Consider the following 17798-nt stretch of genomic DNA (forward strand, 5'->3'; position numbering starts at 1 on the left):
TAATTAATAGCGAGTCAAAATTACTATTGCAATAGTTTCGACTCGCTATTAAAAGAGCTTCTCCACAACAGGAGAACGGAAAATGAAAACAATAATTTTGAGCACATTGATTCTGGCAGGGCTAAGCAGTGCAGGTTTCGCCGATGGCAACCACGCCAAGGATATGGCAGATGCTGTCACGTCAGCGCAAAGCAACGACATTGTTGCCAGCTACGATATTCTGGCGGCGCACGCGCACCGCAACGGGCAAACCGTCACCTTCCATCTGAGCACTGCTGGTGTAGCAGGTGCGGAGGCGCCCGTATCGGTTGGTGCGTTAGGTGGTGCAGGTGTGCATGCCTATGTGTGGCCCACTTCGCTTGATCCTGCTGCGGTCGGCTTTGAAGGCGGATCAGGGATTTTGGCCCTTGCGGCCACTGCCCACCCGGACTTTGACGACACTCCGCTATATGACGAGAACAATGATGGTGCCTTGGACAATGACGGCGCCTTGTGGCATTCCCATTGGGTGGTGTTGACCCCAACACCGGCCTGTGGCGAAGGTGCGCTTGCGGTGCGTGACATTGATGAAGGCACCACCCCAAAGCTGCCCAAAACCTGGCCCGGCTTGCCGCTCTTCATCGATAGCCCCGGCTATAGCCCACAGTTTGATGCGGGCGAAATTCGGGTGAATGTGCCATTTGATCACGATGTTGATCTGGTTGGCGTCAATTATGACGGGGTCACCGCCGCCTTGCGGGTGAACGCCAACATTCATGCGCCGATACTTTGCGTAACAGACGTGTTTGATGTGGCTTCAGGCGATCTGTCATTGCCCGGTGTGATCAAATAAAAATGGATCCGAAATGATCGGATCCATGAGTTTGCTCACGAAAGTGAGCGGGGAGGATTGGAGGTTTTAAATCGGCTGGCCGTGTTCATCAAACCGATGCACATATTCTGGACGGGTTTTGATTTCCACTTTCTCACCATAAGCAAGTGGTGCGTTGCCATCGCGGCGCACCACCAGCGGCTCCTCTTCACCAATATTGATGTAAATATAGGTGTCAGAGCCCAGAACTTCCGTGTGCATCACTGTGCCTTTAAAGTCGCCATCAGAGGAAACGATGTCGAGGTGCTCGGCCCGCACGCCGACCGTGTGGGCATTGAAAGGCTTGGCCTGTGCGCCTTCAATAAAATTCATTTTTGGCGAGCCTATAAAACCTGCCACAAACAGACTGTTGGGCTTTTCATATAGCTCCATGGGTGTGCCCACTTGCTGAACCACCCCATCTTTGAGCACCACGATACGGTCAGCCATGGTCATGGCTTCTACCTGGTCGTGGGTCACATAAATCATGGTCGTGTTGGGCAGGCTGTTTTTCAGCCCCGCAATTTCCATGCGCATCTGCACGCGGAGGGCTGCATCGAGGTTCGATAGGGGCTCATCAAACAAAAAGACCTTTGGGTCGCGCACAATCGCGCGGCCAATCGCCACCCGCTGACGCTGCCCGCCCGAAAGTTGTTTGGGCAAACGGTCCAAATACTCCGTCAATTGAAGTTTGGCCGCTGCCGCCTCAACCATTTGTTTTATCTCGGCCTTTGGCAACTTCATCAACTTCAGGGAATAGGCCATATTGTTGAACACATTCATATGCGGATAGAGCGCATAGGATTGGAACACCATGGCAATGCCGCGCTTGGATGGCGCCACATCATTGACCACTTTTCCGTCGATTTTCAATTCGCCGGAACTGATAGATTCCAAGCCGGAAATGGTGCGCAACAAAGTGGACTTACCGCAGCCAGATGGCCCGACAAACACGATGAATTCACCTGTTTTGATATCGAGATCGATATCCTTTAAAACATGCACTGGTCCATAGGATTTGTTCAAATCCGAAATGGTAATATCAGCCATGGTCCCCTCCTCCCAAAGGTTTACCCTATCACTCCAATATAGGCGCCTAGCGGCGGTAATTTAAGTCCTGCATCCGTACATTCAGCCGCATGCGGCCAATCGCTGTCGGCAATGTTGTTCATGTCTAGCGCAATTTCCGCAGCCTCATCCGACATATTGAACAGGCACAACAAACGCTCATCATCAGCGGTGCGCTCAAAAGACAGTATTTGATCCGTCGCCGAGACCTTTTCGATGGCCCCTGTCGTCAATGCCTTGTGGTCGCGTCGGAAGCGCAGAAAGTCTTGGTACAGCCGCAAGATGCTTTCGTCGCCCTGCTGATCTACCGCCAAGTCTTTATGCGCGCGCGGCACGGGCAACCAGGTTTTGTTGGCAATACTGAAGCCCGCATTGGGACCATTTTTCTGCCACACCATTGGGGTGCGACAGCCGTCACGCCCCTTAAAATTCGGCCAGAACTCAATACCATATGGATCAACCAGATCTTCATAGGCGATGTCCGCTTCGGGCAGCGCCAGTTCTTCGCCTTGATAAAGGCAAACTGAACCACGCAAGGACAATAAGAGCATTGCACTCAATCGCGCCAACGCCTTGTGGTCACGCTCATTCGTCGCCCACCGCGACACATGACGTACCACATCATGGTTTGAAAATGCCCAGCACGGCCAGCCATCGGTTACGATATTTTCCAGCTCTTTAATCCGTTCGGCAAAATATGGCGCTTTAAACTCGCCACCTAAAAAATCGAACGTGTAGGCCATATGCAACTTGTTGCCGCCGGACGTATATTCGGCCATCAACTCCAGTTGGCGCTGGGCATCGCCAATCTCACCTACGGTTGTGATGTGATCATACTCGTCCAACACCGCGCGCAAATCTGCCAAGAAGTCGACATTTTCGGGCTGGCTTTTGTCAAATTGGTGATTTTGCCAATTATATGGGTTCACCGCGGGCGCGATGGTGGAATTTATTTGATCCTTGGGCAAAGCCGGATTGTCGCGCAGCGACGCATCATGCACATAGAAATTGACCGTATCGAGCCGAAAACCATCCACGCCACGGTCCAGCCAGAACCGAACTTCGCTCAACAGCGCTTTACGCACCTCTGCGTTATGGAAATTAAGGTCCGGCTGTGAAGCGAGGAAGTTGTGCAAATAATATTGGCAACGGCGCGGATCCCATGTCCATGCCGACCCACCAAAAATGGAAAGCCAATTGTTTGGCGGCGACCCATCGGGCTTGGCATCCGCCCACACATACCAATCGGCCTTTTCGTTTGTTTTATCGCGGCGGCTTTGTTCAAACCAATCATGCAGATCAGAGGTGTGGCTGATCACTTGGTCGATCATGACCTTCAGACCCAAGCTGTGCGCCTTTTCCAGTAATTGGTCAAAATCAGCCAATGTGCCAAATATCGGATCCACATCGCGATAATTGGAAACGTCATAGCCGAAGTCTTTCATTGGTGAAGTGAAAAAGGGGGACAACCAGATGGCATCCACACCCAGATCAGCGACATAATCCAGCCGATCTGTAATGCCGCGCAAATCGCCTATCCCGTCGCCATTTGCATCTTGAAATGACCGAGGATAGATTTGATAGATGACCGCGCCGCGCCACCAGTCTTTTTGTTTCTGCCATTTATCTTTGGCGCTATTTTGCAAGGCGAAGGTGCTCATCAATACCCTTTGATTTCTTGTCGTCGCTTTATTCTCTGTCCCAATCGCAAGTTCCCACTGCAATGGGACGCAAAACTGTTGGTATTTCTTTTTCCAAAACGTTTTGGTAGATTATTTTTAGCGGGTTAATATTGCCCTCGTCAACCGATTGTTGAAAGTTCGGTCTGGAAAAATACGGATTGACGAAAAACACCCAGGCCGGGGAAGCGACAAGCAGATGCACGATGATGGCCCAACAGGACGTGAGCGCGATCAGGTAACGATCAAAGACCTGTCGGCAGAGCTCGATCTTTCGATCACAACAATTTCGCGCGCCTTGAATGGGTATTCGGATGTCAGCGCCAAAACGCGTGAACGAGTGCAGCAAGCTGCACGCGACATGGGTTATACACCCAATCGGAATGCGCAACGTTTGGTCACGCAAAAATCGCACTCAATCGGCTGGATCAAGGGCGATGGCTCGCAGCACTTTGTCGATCCGCACTTTGTCGAGGTTTTTGCTGGCGTTCTGCGCGAAGTGAAAAATTATGATTACGACGTGGTGTTCGCTTCTGGCGACGAGAAAGAAATCATTCCCCTTTATGAACGCTATGTCAAAGATCAAAGCGTTGATGGGTTTATCTTGGAACTGCCGCAACCGAACGATGCACGGATCGATTATTTATTGGACGCTGATATCCCCTTCGTCGTGCATGGCCGGGAAGCGCGATCAGATAAATATGCCTGGGTCGACATCGACAATTTTGGCCTGTTTGAGACATTGACGACCGTGTTGATTGGCGCTGGGCACAAGCATATTGCGTTTATCAATGGCGACGAACACTATTCATTTGCCGTTGAGCGGCGGCGCGGCGCACAAGCAGCGTTAGAAAAAATGAACTTGGCGCCCGACAGTTTAACGATCTACAACGCGGTTCACCCCATGGTACATGCGGGCTTCCAGCTCACCCAAAAAGCGCTCGAAGACCCGACGATCACCGCCATCATTTATTCATCCGCCGTGATGGCCGTTGAGGGGCAGGCTGCAATTGAAGGCTCGAGCCGCACCATTGGCGAGGATTTAGAAATCGCAACCATGGACGATGAATTGCGCCATGTGGATGTCAGCCATTTAGAGGACAAGATCAGTTTTGTTCGCGCCCCGCTAAATGATAGTGGCCATGCGCTGGTGCGCCAATTGATGCAGCGCATCCAGAATAAAGGCGCGCCCAGCGGTGAATTAATACCCGGCCGCATAAAGCTCAGGCCGAACTTGCCGGCGCATCTGGTGCCCGACTGCTTTGAGGTCGAGCAAGCCAAATAAAATTTAGTTCAATACTGACATAAATATTTCCCAACGCCTGCATTCAGGAATTGTTCAGGCGCATTTTGCTTTCTTGGCTTTCAAGGTTACTGTCAATGCTGGCAGCTTTGGAAATGGGAGAGAGAAAATGACCTTCAAACACATGACTATCGCAGCTGGCTTTGCTGCAACAACGTTCATCTTGTCTACCGCAGCCGCATTTGCGACATCGGCGCAGTCTACCGCCGCGCTGAATGTGCGCACAGGTCCGGGTACATCTTTCAGCGTGGTCGACACGCTAACACCCGGCGAAAATGTCGAAATCAACGAATGCGCTGAAAATGGCTGGTGCTATATTGAGCATGAAGGCCCAGATGGTTGGGTTAGCTCAAACTATCTTGAGCCCGTAAGCGGCGGTTCGAGTGGCGGCTCCGGCGAAGATTGCAGCTTCTCATTCAATATCGGTTCTGGCGGCCCAAGCCTCAGCATTAATTGCGGCGACAGCGGCGGTGCACCTGCAGATCCTGCGCCTGCACCTGATCCAGACCCTGCGCCACCAGCTGGCAATGTGGCTTGCTTCTATACTGGCCCCAATTTCACGGGCAGTGAATTCTGCCACGGTCCCGCAGTGTTGAACACACTTGATGGCACCTTTAACGACAACATTGCTTCTGTGAAGCTATATGGCAGCGCCAAAGCGCGCTTGTGCCGCAACGCCAACCTTGGTGGGATTTGTAAAAATTACACCAGCAGCAAATCAAGCTTGCCTGTGTCGATCCGCAACAAAGCGTCTTCATTGCGCATCTTTACTGGCTTCATTCCAGTGCCGTTGCCTGTTGCTCCGGTTACACATTCAACCGGCCCGATTAATCTGAAGTCCAGCTTTATGGCGAACCTCGACAATGGCAATGTGGGCAGCCCTGGTGCGGACATCTGGTATCACGCCGTGAACCCCGTTGAGAAATATATTGAACCTCGCAATGGCGCAAAACTCGCATTGGGCGACAAATCAAACCGTGGCTATGCTGGCTGTAAGACAGAGAGTTTCTCCAGCAACCCGATCTCAATCTGGGCAATGCCAGTTGGCTCTTATGTATGCGTTAAAACCAATCAGGGTCGCATCTCACAGTTCCGGTTGAACGGCTATGCCGGCACCACCATGAAACTGGGATATACCACTTGGAAATAGAAATATTGATACCTCCATTCTCACCTGCCCGGCCTTTTGGCCGGGCTTTTTTATGCAGTTTTGAGCTTATGTGATGACAAATCATCGCAATGGAAGCCGCGGTTTGGGCGCAAGCCTGCTTGCATTCGGCGGCATTTCATCCATAGTTGGCCGATATGGCGCTATCCTGTGCGCCCACTCCCCGTCATAATTGGCATCCGCCATTTCAGCGCTCTAGGTTCATATGAATATCCGTCTGCTTGCCATTTTGGCCGGATTAAGCACCATCGGCATTTATGCCCTGCAGTTTGTGGGTGCGCGGTTTAGTTTGACTACGCAAGGTGAGTTGGCCCGCCTCACCTCCACCGATTTGACAATCTTACGGATCTTCGCGTCGGGCCTGTTCTTTTTGCCCTTTTTGCGCAAGCGACATGTGCGGGCATTTCTCAATCTGGGTTGGCCAAGGATCATTTTGCTGACCGCACTTGCGGGCGCGCCTTACCCCTTTTTGATCAATATTGGCTTGGGCTTCACTCCAGCGGCGCATGCAGCTGCCATTTTACCATCTTCCGTGGTGCTGTTTTCTTCGATTTTGGGTCTGTTGGCGTTTAAGGCGCCCATCTCGCGCCATAGCGGCATTAGCCTTTTATTGATCGGCACCGGTATGGCTTTATTCGTTTGCTACGATTTGATCTACAATCCATGGGCCTTACCGGGCGATCTTATCTTGTTTATGGTCGGCGCCGGGTTTGCCTATTTCAGCTTGACCGTGCGTGATCTGGAAATCGATCCTCTGGCCGTCACCGCCGGCATCGTGTGGTGCTCTTGGCCGCTTACCATCCCGATGTTTTTGGCCATGCCCAGCAATCTATTTGCCGCATCCATGGCCGAAATTGCTTCGCAGGCGATCATCCAAGGCGTTCTCGCGGGTGCCATCGCGCTGTTCTTGACCACGTTTGCCGCGCGTCACCTGGGGTCACAAACCGCATCTTTGTTCCTTGTTGGCATCCCCATCACAACAGCATTGTTGGGGGCATTGGCATTGGGTGAACTGCCCATTCCTTTGGAGATTGTCGCGCTGGGGTTGATGGCCATCGGCATTGGTTTGCCCGCCACACGATTTTTGTGGGCCCAATATAAAACGGCCCGCCGCTAAAGCGCCGGGCCGCAAATTCAGAATAAAAGGCTGGCGTTAGCCGCCCTTGACCGACCCGGCCAACAAGCCGCGGACAAAGTAGCGTTGCAGCGCGAAGAACACGACCAACGGCACGATGATTGAGATAAATGCGCCAGAGGTGAGAATTTCCCAATTATCGCCTCGTGAGCCGATCAGTTCGCGCAAACGCCCGGTCAGCACCAATTGTCGATCATTGTTGCCCAAGAACACGGTGGCCACCAGCAAGTCGTTCCACACCCAGAGGAACTGGAAAATGGCAAACGATGCCAGTGCCGGGAAGGACAAAGGCAACACCATGGTGGTGAAAATGTTGAAGTGTGACGCGCCATCCATGCGCGCACTTTCCATGATTTCTTTGGGCAAGCTGGCCATGTAGTTGCGCAGCAAATAAATGGCCAACGGCAAGCCAAAGCCTGTGTGCGCCAGCCAAATGCCGAGATAGGATTTGCTCTCTGCGCCAAACAACGGCATCACGCCATTATATAGGCGCAAGATCGGGATGAGCGACATTTGCAGCGGCACGACGAGCAACCCGACAACCACGGCCACCAAAACACTCCGGCCGGGAAATTGCATCCACGCCAAAGCATAGGCGGCAAAAGCCGCAATCAGAATTGGAATGATTGTGGCCGGAATGGTCACGGTGAACGAATTGATGAATGAGCGACCAATACCCTCGCTCTCCAACACTTCTGCATAGTTTTCCAGCGTGAATCGCGGCGGCGTTTCCGCAATATAGAGCACCCGCTGACCACGTGTTGTTTCAAAAGGCTCGGCAGATACCCAGCGGTAGCCGCCGTCCGCATTGACGGTCAGGTTGCTACCATTTTTAAGGGTAATCGTGCTGCCAGCTGCATTGTCATTGTAGGTGCTGTTGGTGACGCCGAAAAACTGGATCTGCCGCCCCGCGGCATCGCCATCAAACAAGTCGCCTGAAATGACATATTGGCCATTTTCCTGCACTTGGGCGTCAGCCGCATCGGTGCGACCCTGATCTGTGCGCTCTGTCGTGGTCAAGGCAGACCACCAACCGGTCACCGATAATTGGTCTTTATCGCGGATCGATGACACCAGAAGACCAACAGTGGGCAATGTCCACAGCACAACCATGAGCAGCAATAAAGCGTGGGTAAGAAAACGTGACATATCCATGCGCATTAGCGTGTCCCCTGTTCTTTATTGGCTTGCCGGATGTTCCAGATCATAATGGGCAACACGGCGATCATGATCACCAAGGCAATGGTTGAAGACCGCCCGAAATCAACGCCACGCACCATCCAATCAAACATCAAGTTGGCCAGCACCTGCGTATCCCACTGGCCATTGGTCATGGCGAGCACAATGTCGAACACTTTGAGCACCAAAATCGTAATGGTCGTCCAGACCACCAGAATGGTAGGAAAGATTTGAGGGATCATAATGTTGAAAAAGATCTGCACATCATTGGCCCCATCGATGCGCGCGGCCTCGAGGGTTTCTTCCGGGATGCCGCGCAAAGCTGCCGACAGGATCACCATGGCAAAGCCAGTTTGAATCCACACCAGAATCGCCATCAAAAAGAAGTTGTTCCAAAACGGAATTTGTATCCACACTTGCGGTTCAAATCCCATACCCTGAACGATCGCATTGAGAATGCCAATTTGCTCGCTGTCACCGCTGCGATAGTCATAGACAAATTTCCAGATCACGGAGGCGCCGATGAATGAAATCGCCATGGGCATAAAGATCAGGCTTTTGGCAATATTGCCCCACCACAGCTTGTCGGCCATCACCGCAATTACCAAGCCAAAGGCCGTGGCAAAAGACGGAACCACAATCAACCAAAGCAAATTGTTGAACACCGACTGTTGGAAATTTGGGTCGCCGAGCGCCCACAAGAAGTTAGAAAAACCAACAAATTCGTCTCCGCCCGCGTCAAAAAAGCTTAGCCAAAGCGTCGCGAAAACAGGATAAACCAGATAAAGAGAGAGAAAGAATAAAGCTGGCGCCAGGAAAACCCAAGGCCGGATGGCCGCACGGCGACTTTCATTCGCTACCGAAGCTGTTGCACCGCCCATCAGGCGATCAAGAACCCAGTTTGTGCCCCAAAAATAAAGAATACACGCGGCAACCCCAATGATAACCGTTTGGGTTGCGCTTAAAATCTGCGCAATCATTTTGCTCCTCCCTCACTAGCAAAACGAACAATTTAGTGAAAAGGCACTGCCCTTCGGCAGCGCCTTTCCAATCGAATTTGTTACTTGATGGAATCCCAGCTGGACTGGATTTCCGCAGCAACTTCTTCTGCTGGCTTGCCACCGGCATAGTCCACCATGCCTGTCCAGAACGAACCGGCACCAACCGCACCTGGCATCAGATCTGAACCGTCAAAGCGGAAGGTTGTGGCGTTGAGCAAGATTTCGCCTTGTCCGCGCAATGCGTCGTTGGCGTATTTAGATGTATCCACGCCTTTGTGCGGTGTGAGGAAGCCCGCACGCGCCATCCAAATTTCGTGCGCTTCAGTGGTTTGAAGATAATCAATCAATGCACGTGTGCCTTCGGAATCTTTGGTGATACCGAACAACGTACCCGCGCCCAGAACCGGCTTGCCAAGATCCTTGCTTTCAAATGCAGGGAAGTAGAAGAAGTCTGCATCTGTGCCCAATTCAGTGCCTTCAGGGAAGAAGGATGGGATGAATGAAGCCTGACGGTGCATGTAGCACTTAGGTGGCACTTCAAACAGACCTTTTGGGCTGTCGCGGAAGTCGGTTGCGGAAACAGCAGCGCTGCCGCCATCTACCCAATCATCATTGCGGGCAAATGTACCGAATGTTTCGATGGCTTCCACCACGCGAGGATCGTCAAACGGAATCTCGTTGGCCACCCATTGGTCATAAACTTCTGGCGGCTGGGTGCGCAGCATAATATCTTCCACCCAGTCGGTTGCTGGCCAACCTGTGGCCCCGCCTGAACCCAAGCCAATGCACCATGGTGTGCCGCCATCTTCCACAATCTGTTCGGAAAGGGCGAGCAATTCTTCCATGGTTTCAGGCACTTCATAGCCCATATCTGCGAAGTTGTCTGGTGAATACCAAACCAAGCTCTTCACATCGACTTTGTAGAAGAAGCCATAGTGGTCTTTGTTGCCATCAGGACCTTCATATGAGCCCAAATCGACCCAAGATTGACCTGCAGCATAGTTTTCCTTAACCCACTCTGTCGTGTCGTCTTCCAACGGTACTAGTCCGCCTTTGGACGCCAAATCAGCTGCCAAACCGGGCTGAGGGAAAATCGCAACGTTTGGTGCGGACCCCGCCTGAACATCGATCACAATCTGCTGCTCAAAACTGTCAGATCCTGAATATTCAACATTTGCGCCGGTTTTTTCCTCGAATGGAGCCAAAACGGCCTCAATGTGCTCCTTATCCACGCCCAACCAAGGGCCAAAAACAGTGATGGTTTCACCTGACAAATCCATAGAATGGCTGTCCGCCAACACGGCGGAGCCCATACCCAGGCTAAGTGCCAGTGCTGAAACCCCTGAAATCAAAAATCTTTGCATGCATTCCTCCCAATACGGTGCATCAAAATAATATTCGCTCTGAGCCCTGCAGCGGCGACGTTTTACCGAGCGCCAATTCTTCCCTCGACCCAAATTCCAAAACGTTTTGGAAACTCGTCGAAAAAGGGCTCAAAAAGCCTGCCCGCATAAGTTTACACAAAAGTTAGAGGTTGCCAAGTAGAGAAATTCAGCAAAGACAAATCAAATTTTATTACATTAATACAAATAGTTACGCAGAAAATTTTCATTTAGGCGCCACCCGCGCGATTCTACTCGCCTCTCTCATTTTGTCTGTTTGCCGTTGCGAACGATGGAAATTGCGATGAAAAATGCAGCTGAAAATTTCACAAGAATTGGATGCTGTTTCGACCTCAATTTCCCACCTATTTGAGCGCGTATGGCGCAAGTGCGCCGACTCATTTAAGGTGGCGTTTTCACGCTTTGTTTCACCGATTTTGGCCCCAATCTATGCAATGGTCTTCACAACAACAAGATGCCCTTCGCGCCGTCGAAAAATGGCTCGCGGACAAGGATGCACCGCAAATTTTCCGGCTTTTTGGCTGGGCTGGTACGGGCAAATCAACCTTGGCTGTTCATCTGGCCGAAGGTGTCGACAAAGTTGTGTTCGCGGCCTTCACTGGCAAGGCGGCAATGGTGATGCGGCGGCGCGGTTGTACCGACGCCAGCACCATCCATTCGCTGATCTACCGATATGTGGACAGCAAAGATGAAGATGACGCGCAAGGCGGTTCGCCCGAGTTCAAGCTGAACCGTGACAGCGAAGTCAAAAAAGCTGATCTGGTGGTGATTGACGAAGTCTCCATGGTCGGCGAAGGACTTGCGCGTGACCTTATGTCCTTTGGTAAGAAAATCTTGGTGTTGGGGGATCCGTTCCAGCTGCCCCCCATCCATGACACGGGCTTTTTCACCGATGCCGAGCCGGACATTATGCTCACTGAAATTCACCGTCAGGCCGCGGATAACCCGATCATCCAGCTCTCCATGGCCATCCGCAATGGCGAAATGCTGGAACATGGCCGATATGGCGAAAGCAAAGTGATTTCGAAACGCGATGTCGACCGCGACGAAGTGCTGGCGGCCGATCAAATTCTTTGCGGCACCAATGCCACCCGCCTCACCTATAATGACCGTGTGCGCGAGTTGAAGCACCTTCCGGCGCAGATTCCCGTGGTCGGCGATAAGCTGATTTGCTTACGCAACAACCATCAGAAAAAGCTGCTCAATGGCCAACTTTGGCGCATTGAGGAGATGGTTGAGAAGAAAAAGGGCATCATCAAAATGGAGCTATCGCCCGATGATGCTGGTGATCGACGCACGCGGGCCAAAATCAAGACACATGAGAAGTTCTTTGAGGGCCGCGAGGATGAGCTGAGTTGGCCCGTCAAGCGCGAGCTAGATCAATTCTATTTTGGCTACGCCCTCACCGTGCACAAGGCACAGGGCAGCCAGTGGGACAATGTCTATCTGTTCGACGAAAGCTATGCCTTCCGCGAAGACCGCGCACGGCACCTTTATACGGCCATTACGCGCGCGGCGGAAACAATCACCATCGTTCGCTAGAGGCTTTTGGCAATATCCAAAAATGCTTTGGCTTCAATGCTTTCCGGCATTGTCGCCACAACGGGCTTACCACTATCTGAATTTTCGCGAATGGCCATTTGCAATGGAATGCCACCCAAAAATTTCAGACCCAATTCCTTCGCCGTATTCTCCGCACCATGATCGCCAAAGATATGATGTTGGCTGCCGCAATCGGGGCATTCAAAATAGCTCATATTTTCAATTAGACCCAAAATGCGGGTCTGGGTGCGGGCAAACATATCGATGGCCTTACGGGCATCAATCAGCGCCAAATCCTGTGGGGTTGAGACGATCACCGCGCCGGTCATCTCCACTTGCTGCACCAGTGAGATGTGCACATCGCCTGTGCCGGGTGGCAGGTCGATCACCAACAAATCCAATTCGCCCCAATCGGTTTCGCGCAATAATTGCTTGAGTGCGGAGCTGGCCATGGGGCCGCGCCACATCACAGCCTGATCACCTTCCAGCATCGAGCCGATGGACATCACTTTGAGGCCATAGGCTTCGTGGGGGGCGAAAATGCCATCTTCACGCACGGCTGGTTTGCCATGAATGCCAAGCAGTTTTGGAATGGATGGGCCGTAAATGTCGGCATCAAGAATGCCGACCTTTTTGCCTTCATGGGCGAAGGCCAGGGCCAGATTAACAGCGGTGGTGGATTTGCCCACACCGCCCTTGCCCGAGGCCACCGCGATCACGGTTTTAACGCCCTTAACCGGCTCTTTTTGCACGGTTGGCTTGGGTTGTCCTGCGCTCTGCGCTTTTTGCGCCGCTGCTTTGTCGCTGGTCAGCGACACCATCACTTTTTTGTCGCCAGCCACGCCGGAAACAGCTTCTTTCGCCGCGTCAACAATCGGTTTAAATGCGGCTTCCATGCCGGGCTGCACAGTGATCGCGAAGGCGACTGCGCTTTGCGTCACAATCACGTCAGAAAGGCCCGGAAATTCGGACAGCACGCCTCCGCCAGGCAAATTGATATTGGCCAGTGCGTTGCGCACTGATTGTTCCAGCGCCTTATCTGACATAATGCGTTCCCTAAGTCCTTAAAGGATTGATTGACCGGTTGATTTCCAGTCATTGACGAAGGCTTCAAGGCCTTTTGCGGTCAATGGATGTTCAGCCAGTTTGCGGATCACCGCTGGTGGAATGGTCGCCACATCAGCACCCGCAAGCGCGCTATCGCTCACATGGTTGGCTGAACGGATTGACGCCGCCAGAATTTCGGTTTCAAAACCGTAATTGTCATAAACCGTGCGGATATCTTCGATCAACTGCATGCCATCCAAATTGATGTCATCCAAACGACCAATAAAGGGCGACACATAGGTTGCGCCAGCTTTGGCGGCCAACAGGGCTTGGTTGATGGAAAAGCAAAGGGTCACATTTGTCTTCACGCCCTTATTGGTGAAATAGCGACAGGCTTTCAAACCATCCATGGTCAAAGGCAGTTTGATCACGACATTGTCGGCCAATGAGGCGAGGTAATCGCCCTCTTTCACCATGCCATCATAGTCTGTGGCGGCGACTTCGGCGGAAACAGGACCGTCGATCAGGTGACAAATTTCTTTCACCACTTCAATAAAGTCACGGCCGGATTTAGCGATCAGGCTTGGGTTGGTGGTGACACCATCCAAAAGGCCAGATTCGTTGAGTTCTTTGATTTCAGCGACTTCTGCTGTGTCGACGAAAAATTTCATATTGCACCCGATTGTCTAAATTTGTTGATGCCTTGTCTCATACTTGTTTGGCGGTTCGCAAGGCCAAAACCCATGTTGGCCGTCAATATGTAACCGAAGCTAGAATATTTTTATCACTTGGTCAAAAAAATAAATCTCTTGTTTGTCGTCTCTTGCGCTTGTAGCACATGCATATGGCGGCATTTTCATTGGAACCAGATTGTCAGAACTGTGTAGCGTTTTGCTGTGTGGCCCTTGCGTTCGACAAAGGCAAACATTTCGCTTTTGATAAAAAAGCGGGTTCCGCCTGTCATCATCTGGCTGAGAACCACTTGTGCAACATTCATGAAAAACTGGACACAAACGGGTTTTCCGGCTGCGTGCGCTATAATTGCTTTGGCGCAGGCCAACGTGTGGCTGGCGAAACATTTGGCGGCAAATCCTGGCGTGACCACCCGGAACTGGCTGACAAGATGTTCGAAGCGTTCTCTCTCGTCGAGAAATTGCATGGGTTGATTTCTATGCTCGAAGCCGCAAAACAGCTCAACCTCCCGCCCCACCATGAACGTGTAAGACAAGCGCACCAAGACGAGTTGGAGGCACTATCTATCCAGCAAGAAGATTTACATAAGATCTCAATTGCCAGTTTGCGCGCCAAGGTTGAGAGCTTCCTTGCCGGATTGCGAAAGGACATCTCACAAACAGCATTGCGCTCGTGAGCTGCAATTCCGCGTGATATTTCCTGATAGCGCATTCTGGATGCCATGATGAATTCTTCCGCTGTAATTTTGATAGCAATACCCGTGCCGCAAGCATAAGCGCGCAAGCGACAGCACCTGATCGCGCCCTTGCAATCAATGGCCCACACTCATTGGCAGTGTGGGAGTTCACTCCTCCAATCATCGCATTCCGCTAAAGTGAGTGCGTCATGTCTTTGCCGCTTGGGCCAAGCATTCCGTCTTTTTCGGGATCGAGGCCATCGTAAAACGCGTAACTGCATGTTCGTTCCGGTGGGGCCTGGTGCAATATCAACGCGCCCAGGGTCATCATTTGTCTTTCAATTTAATCGACTTTTTGCGGCTCGCTCCTATTCCCATCCGCCCGCGTCTCAACCGCAAACCGCACAGCAACAATTTCCTTGCTTTTTATGACGACTGGTCTATATAAAATGTCATGAGCACAAAACAAACGACCCCGCGCCGCAAGCGCAAAGGCGAAACGACGAAATCGAAACTGACCGCAATTGCGATGGATTTGTTCCAGCGCAAGGGCTTTGTGGCTGTGGGGCTGAATGAGCTTTGCAGCGCTGGTGATCTGCCTAAGGGGTCGATTTATTATCACTTCCCCAAGGGCAAGAATGACATTGCCATCGCTGTGGTTGAACAGGCGAAGCAGGAAATTGGTGATGCAATCCAGCAGGCTGGCGCGGCTGCAGACAGCAAAGAAAGCTTCGTCGCCGCAGTCGTGCAGGGTTTTGCGCATATTCTGGTTCAATCGGATTTTGAAAAAGGTTGCCCGGTGTCCACCCTCGCGCTGGAGTTGAGCGCGCAGGACGCCGATATCGCTTCGGCGATTTCCCAATGTTTTGACCATTGGCAAACACTTGTGACCGATCGTTTGATCCGGTTCGGCGAACAACCAGACACGGCAGAACAATTGGCGCAGATTAGCTTTTGCGCCCTTGAAGGCGCGTTGATTTTAGCGCGCACGCAAAAATCGCTGCATCCGCTTGAGCGGGTGCAACAACATTTAATTCAGCATTTATAGTTTGGAGTAAGATATGCACGAAGTCGCCCCCGCCGTTTTCCATATTCCGCTGATGCCGCGCAACAGTATCAATTGCTATTTGATCGATGATGTTCTGGTGGATGCGGGCATCAAAGGCTCTGGCAAAAAGATACTCAAGGCCCTTAAAGGTCATAAAGTCAGCAAACATGCGCTCACCCACGCCCATGCGGACCATCAGGGGGCGAGCAAACAGATTTGCACCGCGCTCGACATTCCGTTGCTCACCTCTGAAATCGAACGCGACAATGCCGAAAGTGGCTACGCCACCCGAAACTATCCGAAGCGCGACAGCCTGATTGCGCGGTTTCAACAAAAATTCTGGGCAGGCCCTGGCCACAAGGTGGACCAGACGCTGAAAGAAGGCGACAAGATCGGCAGTTTCGAAGTGGTGGACACCCCCGGTCACGCCCCGGGACATATCTCCTTTTTCCGGCCGCAGGACGGTGTTTTAATTGCTGGTGATGCTCTGGTGAATATGAATCTGATGACCACCCTGGTTGGACTCGGCCTGCCTCCGGCAGCGTTCACTACAGACCAGCAGCAAAATATTCAATCTATAAAGAAGCTGCATGCCCTCAAACCGAACATCATCTGTTTTGGCCATGGACCCGTGCTGCGCGATATGGGCAAGTTCGATCATTTTGTCCGCAAGCTGACATAAAAAAGGGCGCCATCGGCGCCCTTCTTCATTCATTTTTGTTCAGGCTTAGCCTTCGCGGGTGACTTTCACCAAGGCATCGGCAAATTGCTCGATTTTATCCATTCCCAGGCCCGCAATGTTCATGCGGGAATTGCCCACCATATAGACACCGAAGTCTTTTTTGAGCTGCTCAACCTTGTCTTGGGAAATGCCGAGCAATGAGAACATGCCGCGGTGTTCGGCCAGGAAATCAAAGTCGGCGCTGTTGGAGCGCTGGCGCATGGCTTCCGCCAATTTTTCGCGGATGGTCACCATGTGGTTGCGCACTTGGGTCAATTCGTCTTCCCACTCTTTGCGCAAAGCCTCATCATTCAAAATGATGCGTACAATTTCTGCGCCGTGATCAGGCGGCATGGAATAGTTGGCGCGGGCGGCGCTGAGCAATTGTGAGAATGTGATGTTTGCCACTTCCTCATTGGCGCCGATAATCATCGCACAGCCAACACGCTCACGGTACAACCCGAAGTTTTTGGAGCAAGATGCGGCAACCGCCATTTCAGGCAGGGTGCTGGCCAGTTTGCGCACGCCATATGCGTCTGGCTCCAAACCATCGCCAAAGCCGAGATAGGCAATATCCACCAACACAAATGTGCCGGTTTTTTGAACGATTTCAACAACCTTGTCCCATTGTTCATCGGTCAGGTTGGCGCCTGTGGGGTTGTGGCAGCAGCCATGCAGCAGCACGATGTCGTCAGCTGTCATCTTTTCCAGCGCTGCGCAAAGTTCATCAAACTTCACGAGGCCAGTTTCCGCATCAAAATAGGGATAGGTTGCGGTTTTCAATCCTGCCGCGCTCATCAAGGGCACATGGTTTGGCCATGTGGGGTCGGACAGGTAAACGGTTGCGCCTGGCTTCGCCACATTCAACAGATCCGCGATCAAGCGCAATGCGCCGGTGCCGCCTGGGGCTTGTGCGCCGCGCACACGGTCGCGCGAAATGGAATCGCCGAGCACCAAATCGATCATGGCATTGTTGAAGCCGACATTGCCGGCCATACCAACATAGGTTTTGGTGGTTTGCTCTTTAACCCGACGATCTTCCGCTTTGGCCACGGCGGTCATGATCGGGGTGTTGCCCGTTTCGTCTTTATAGACGCCCACGCCAAGGTCGATCTTGCCGTCGCGCTCATCGGCTGCGTATTCAGCAATCAAGGCAATAATTTTATCTTGGGGGGCGGGTTTTAAAGTTTCAAACATTGTCTTTCCAACTTTTGTGGGTTCGCTTTGTTCGCTGCACTTTGGTAGGCGTTTCTGGTTTCACGTGCAAGTGATTTGCATGGGATTT

16 protein-coding genes are annotated in these 17798 nt (G+C 52.0%); 8 read left to right on the forward strand and 8 right to left on the reverse strand.

All coding sequences use genetic code 11. The annotated features are described in order from the left end of the window. The first annotated feature begins 82 nt into the window (after positions 1-82). Positions 83-832: a hypothetical protein gene (locus G549_RS0102400; protein ID WP_027833686.1), complete on the forward strand. Its 750-nt coding sequence runs from the start codon at positions 83-85 to the stop codon at positions 830-832. A gap of 66 nt (positions 833-898) precedes the next feature. Here G549_RS0102400 and G549_RS0102405 read toward each other — a convergent pair whose 3' ends face one another. Together G549_RS0102405 and bglA are read right to left on the reverse strand one after the other, a co-directional pair. Further along, positions 899-1900: an ABC transporter ATP-binding protein gene (locus G549_RS0102405; protein WP_027833687.1), complete on the reverse strand. Its 1002-nt coding sequence runs from the start codon at positions 1898-1900 to the stop codon at positions 899-901. Positions 1901-1920: 20 nt separating this feature from the next. After that, entirely contained in the window at positions 1921-3579 is a 1659-nt protein-coding gene (bglA, locus tag G549_RS0102410) for a beta-galactosidase BglA (RefSeq protein WP_027833688.1), read from the reverse strand. A 217-nt stretch (positions 3580-3796) separates the two neighbouring features. Between bglA and G549_RS0102415 the strand changes: the two genes are divergently transcribed. From G549_RS0102415 to G549_RS18695, 3 genes are all read left to right on the forward strand, one after another. Further along, positions 3797-4882, forward strand: coding sequence for a LacI family DNA-binding transcriptional regulator (locus G549_RS0102415; RefSeq protein ID WP_036220850.1), 1086 nt, complete (start codon positions 3797-3799; stop codon positions 4880-4882). Between the two features lie 127 nt (positions 4883-5009). Beyond that, the gene (locus G549_RS21120) at positions 5010-6050 is read left to right on the forward strand and encodes an SH3 domain-containing protein (RefSeq protein ID WP_051213232.1); all 1041 of its coding nucleotides are present in this window, start codon (positions 5010-5012) and stop codon (positions 6048-6050) included. Positions 6051-6273: 223 nt separating this feature from the next. Beyond that, complete coding sequence (locus G549_RS18695; RefSeq protein ID WP_051213235.1) at positions 6274-7185, forward strand: DMT family transporter; 912 nt, start codon at positions 6274-6276, stop codon at positions 7183-7185. Positions 7186-7221: 36 nt separating this feature from the next. Here the strand turns inward: G549_RS18695 and G549_RS0102435 are convergent, their stop codons facing one another. The 3 genes from G549_RS0102435 to G549_RS0102445 all read right to left on the reverse strand — a co-directional run bounded on the left by G549_RS0102435 (position 7222) and on the right by G549_RS0102445 (position 10747). After that, positions 7222-8352 (reverse strand): carbohydrate ABC transporter permease, encoded by a 1131-nt coding sequence (locus G549_RS0102435; RefSeq protein WP_246778326.1) that lies wholly within the window; start codon positions 8350-8352, stop codon positions 7222-7224. An 11-nt stretch (positions 8353-8363) separates the two neighbouring features. Then, positions 8364-9362, reverse strand: coding sequence for a carbohydrate ABC transporter permease (locus G549_RS0102440; protein WP_027833691.1), 999 nt, complete (start codon positions 9360-9362; stop codon positions 8364-8366). An 80-nt stretch (positions 9363-9442) separates the two neighbouring features. Further along, positions 9443-10747, reverse strand: coding sequence for an ABC transporter substrate-binding protein (locus G549_RS0102445; RefSeq protein ID WP_027833692.1), 1305 nt, complete (start codon positions 10745-10747; stop codon positions 9443-9445). A 468-nt stretch (positions 10748-11215) separates the two neighbouring features. On the opposite strand from G549_RS0102445, the gene G549_RS0102450 reads away from it, so the two are divergent. Next, the gene (locus G549_RS0102450; RefSeq protein ID WP_027833693.1) at positions 11216-12328 is read left to right on the forward strand and encodes an ATP-dependent DNA helicase; all 1113 of its coding nucleotides are present in this window, start codon (positions 11216-11218) and stop codon (positions 12326-12328) included. On the opposite strand, the gene G549_RS18700 is transcribed toward G549_RS0102450, so the two are convergent. Together G549_RS18700 and fsa are read right to left on the reverse strand one after the other, a co-directional pair. After that, on the reverse strand, positions 12325-13374 hold the full coding sequence (locus tag G549_RS18700) for an Mrp/NBP35 family ATP-binding protein (RefSeq protein WP_036220852.1): 1050 nt from the start codon (positions 13372-13374) through the stop codon (positions 12325-12327). The genes G549_RS0102450 and G549_RS18700 overlap by 4 nt on opposite strands. Positions 13375-13392: 18 nt before the next feature. Beyond that, complete coding sequence (gene fsa, locus G549_RS0102460) at positions 13393-14046, reverse strand: fructose-6-phosphate aldolase (protein WP_027833694.1); 654 nt, start codon at positions 14044-14046, stop codon at positions 13393-13395. A gap of 227 nt (positions 14047-14273) precedes the next feature. Between fsa and G549_RS18705 the strand changes: the two genes are divergently transcribed. From G549_RS18705 to G549_RS0102480, 3 genes are all read left to right on the forward strand, one after another. Then, positions 14274-14744 carry a hypothetical protein gene (locus G549_RS18705; protein ID WP_169449596.1) on the forward strand — a complete coding sequence of 157 codons (471 nt, stop codon included), beginning with the start codon at positions 14274-14276 and terminating at the stop codon, positions 14742-14744. Between the two features lie 454 nt (positions 14745-15198). Beyond that, on the forward strand, positions 15199-15792 hold the full coding sequence (locus G549_RS18710; protein ID WP_051213238.1) for a TetR/AcrR family transcriptional regulator: 594 nt from the start codon (positions 15199-15201) through the stop codon (positions 15790-15792). A gap of 13 nt (positions 15793-15805) precedes the next feature. Continuing rightward, positions 15806-16474 carry an MBL fold metallo-hydrolase gene (locus tag G549_RS0102480; protein WP_027833695.1) on the forward strand — a complete coding sequence of 223 codons (669 nt, stop codon included), beginning with the start codon at positions 15806-15808 and terminating at the stop codon, positions 16472-16474. Between the two features lie 45 nt (positions 16475-16519). On the opposite strand, the gene G549_RS0102485 is transcribed toward G549_RS0102480, so the two are convergent. Next, positions 16520-17710 (reverse strand): amino acid aminotransferase, encoded by a 1191-nt coding sequence (locus G549_RS0102485; RefSeq protein ID WP_027833696.1) that lies wholly within the window; start codon positions 17708-17710, stop codon positions 16520-16522. Between the last annotated feature and the right edge of the window lie 88 nt (positions 17711-17798).

The sequence above is a fragment of the Maritalea myrionectae DSM 19524 genome (genome assembly GCF_000423365.1).
GTDB classification, from domain to species: domain Bacteria; phylum Pseudomonadota; class Alphaproteobacteria; order Rhizobiales; family Devosiaceae; genus Maritalea; species Maritalea myrionectae.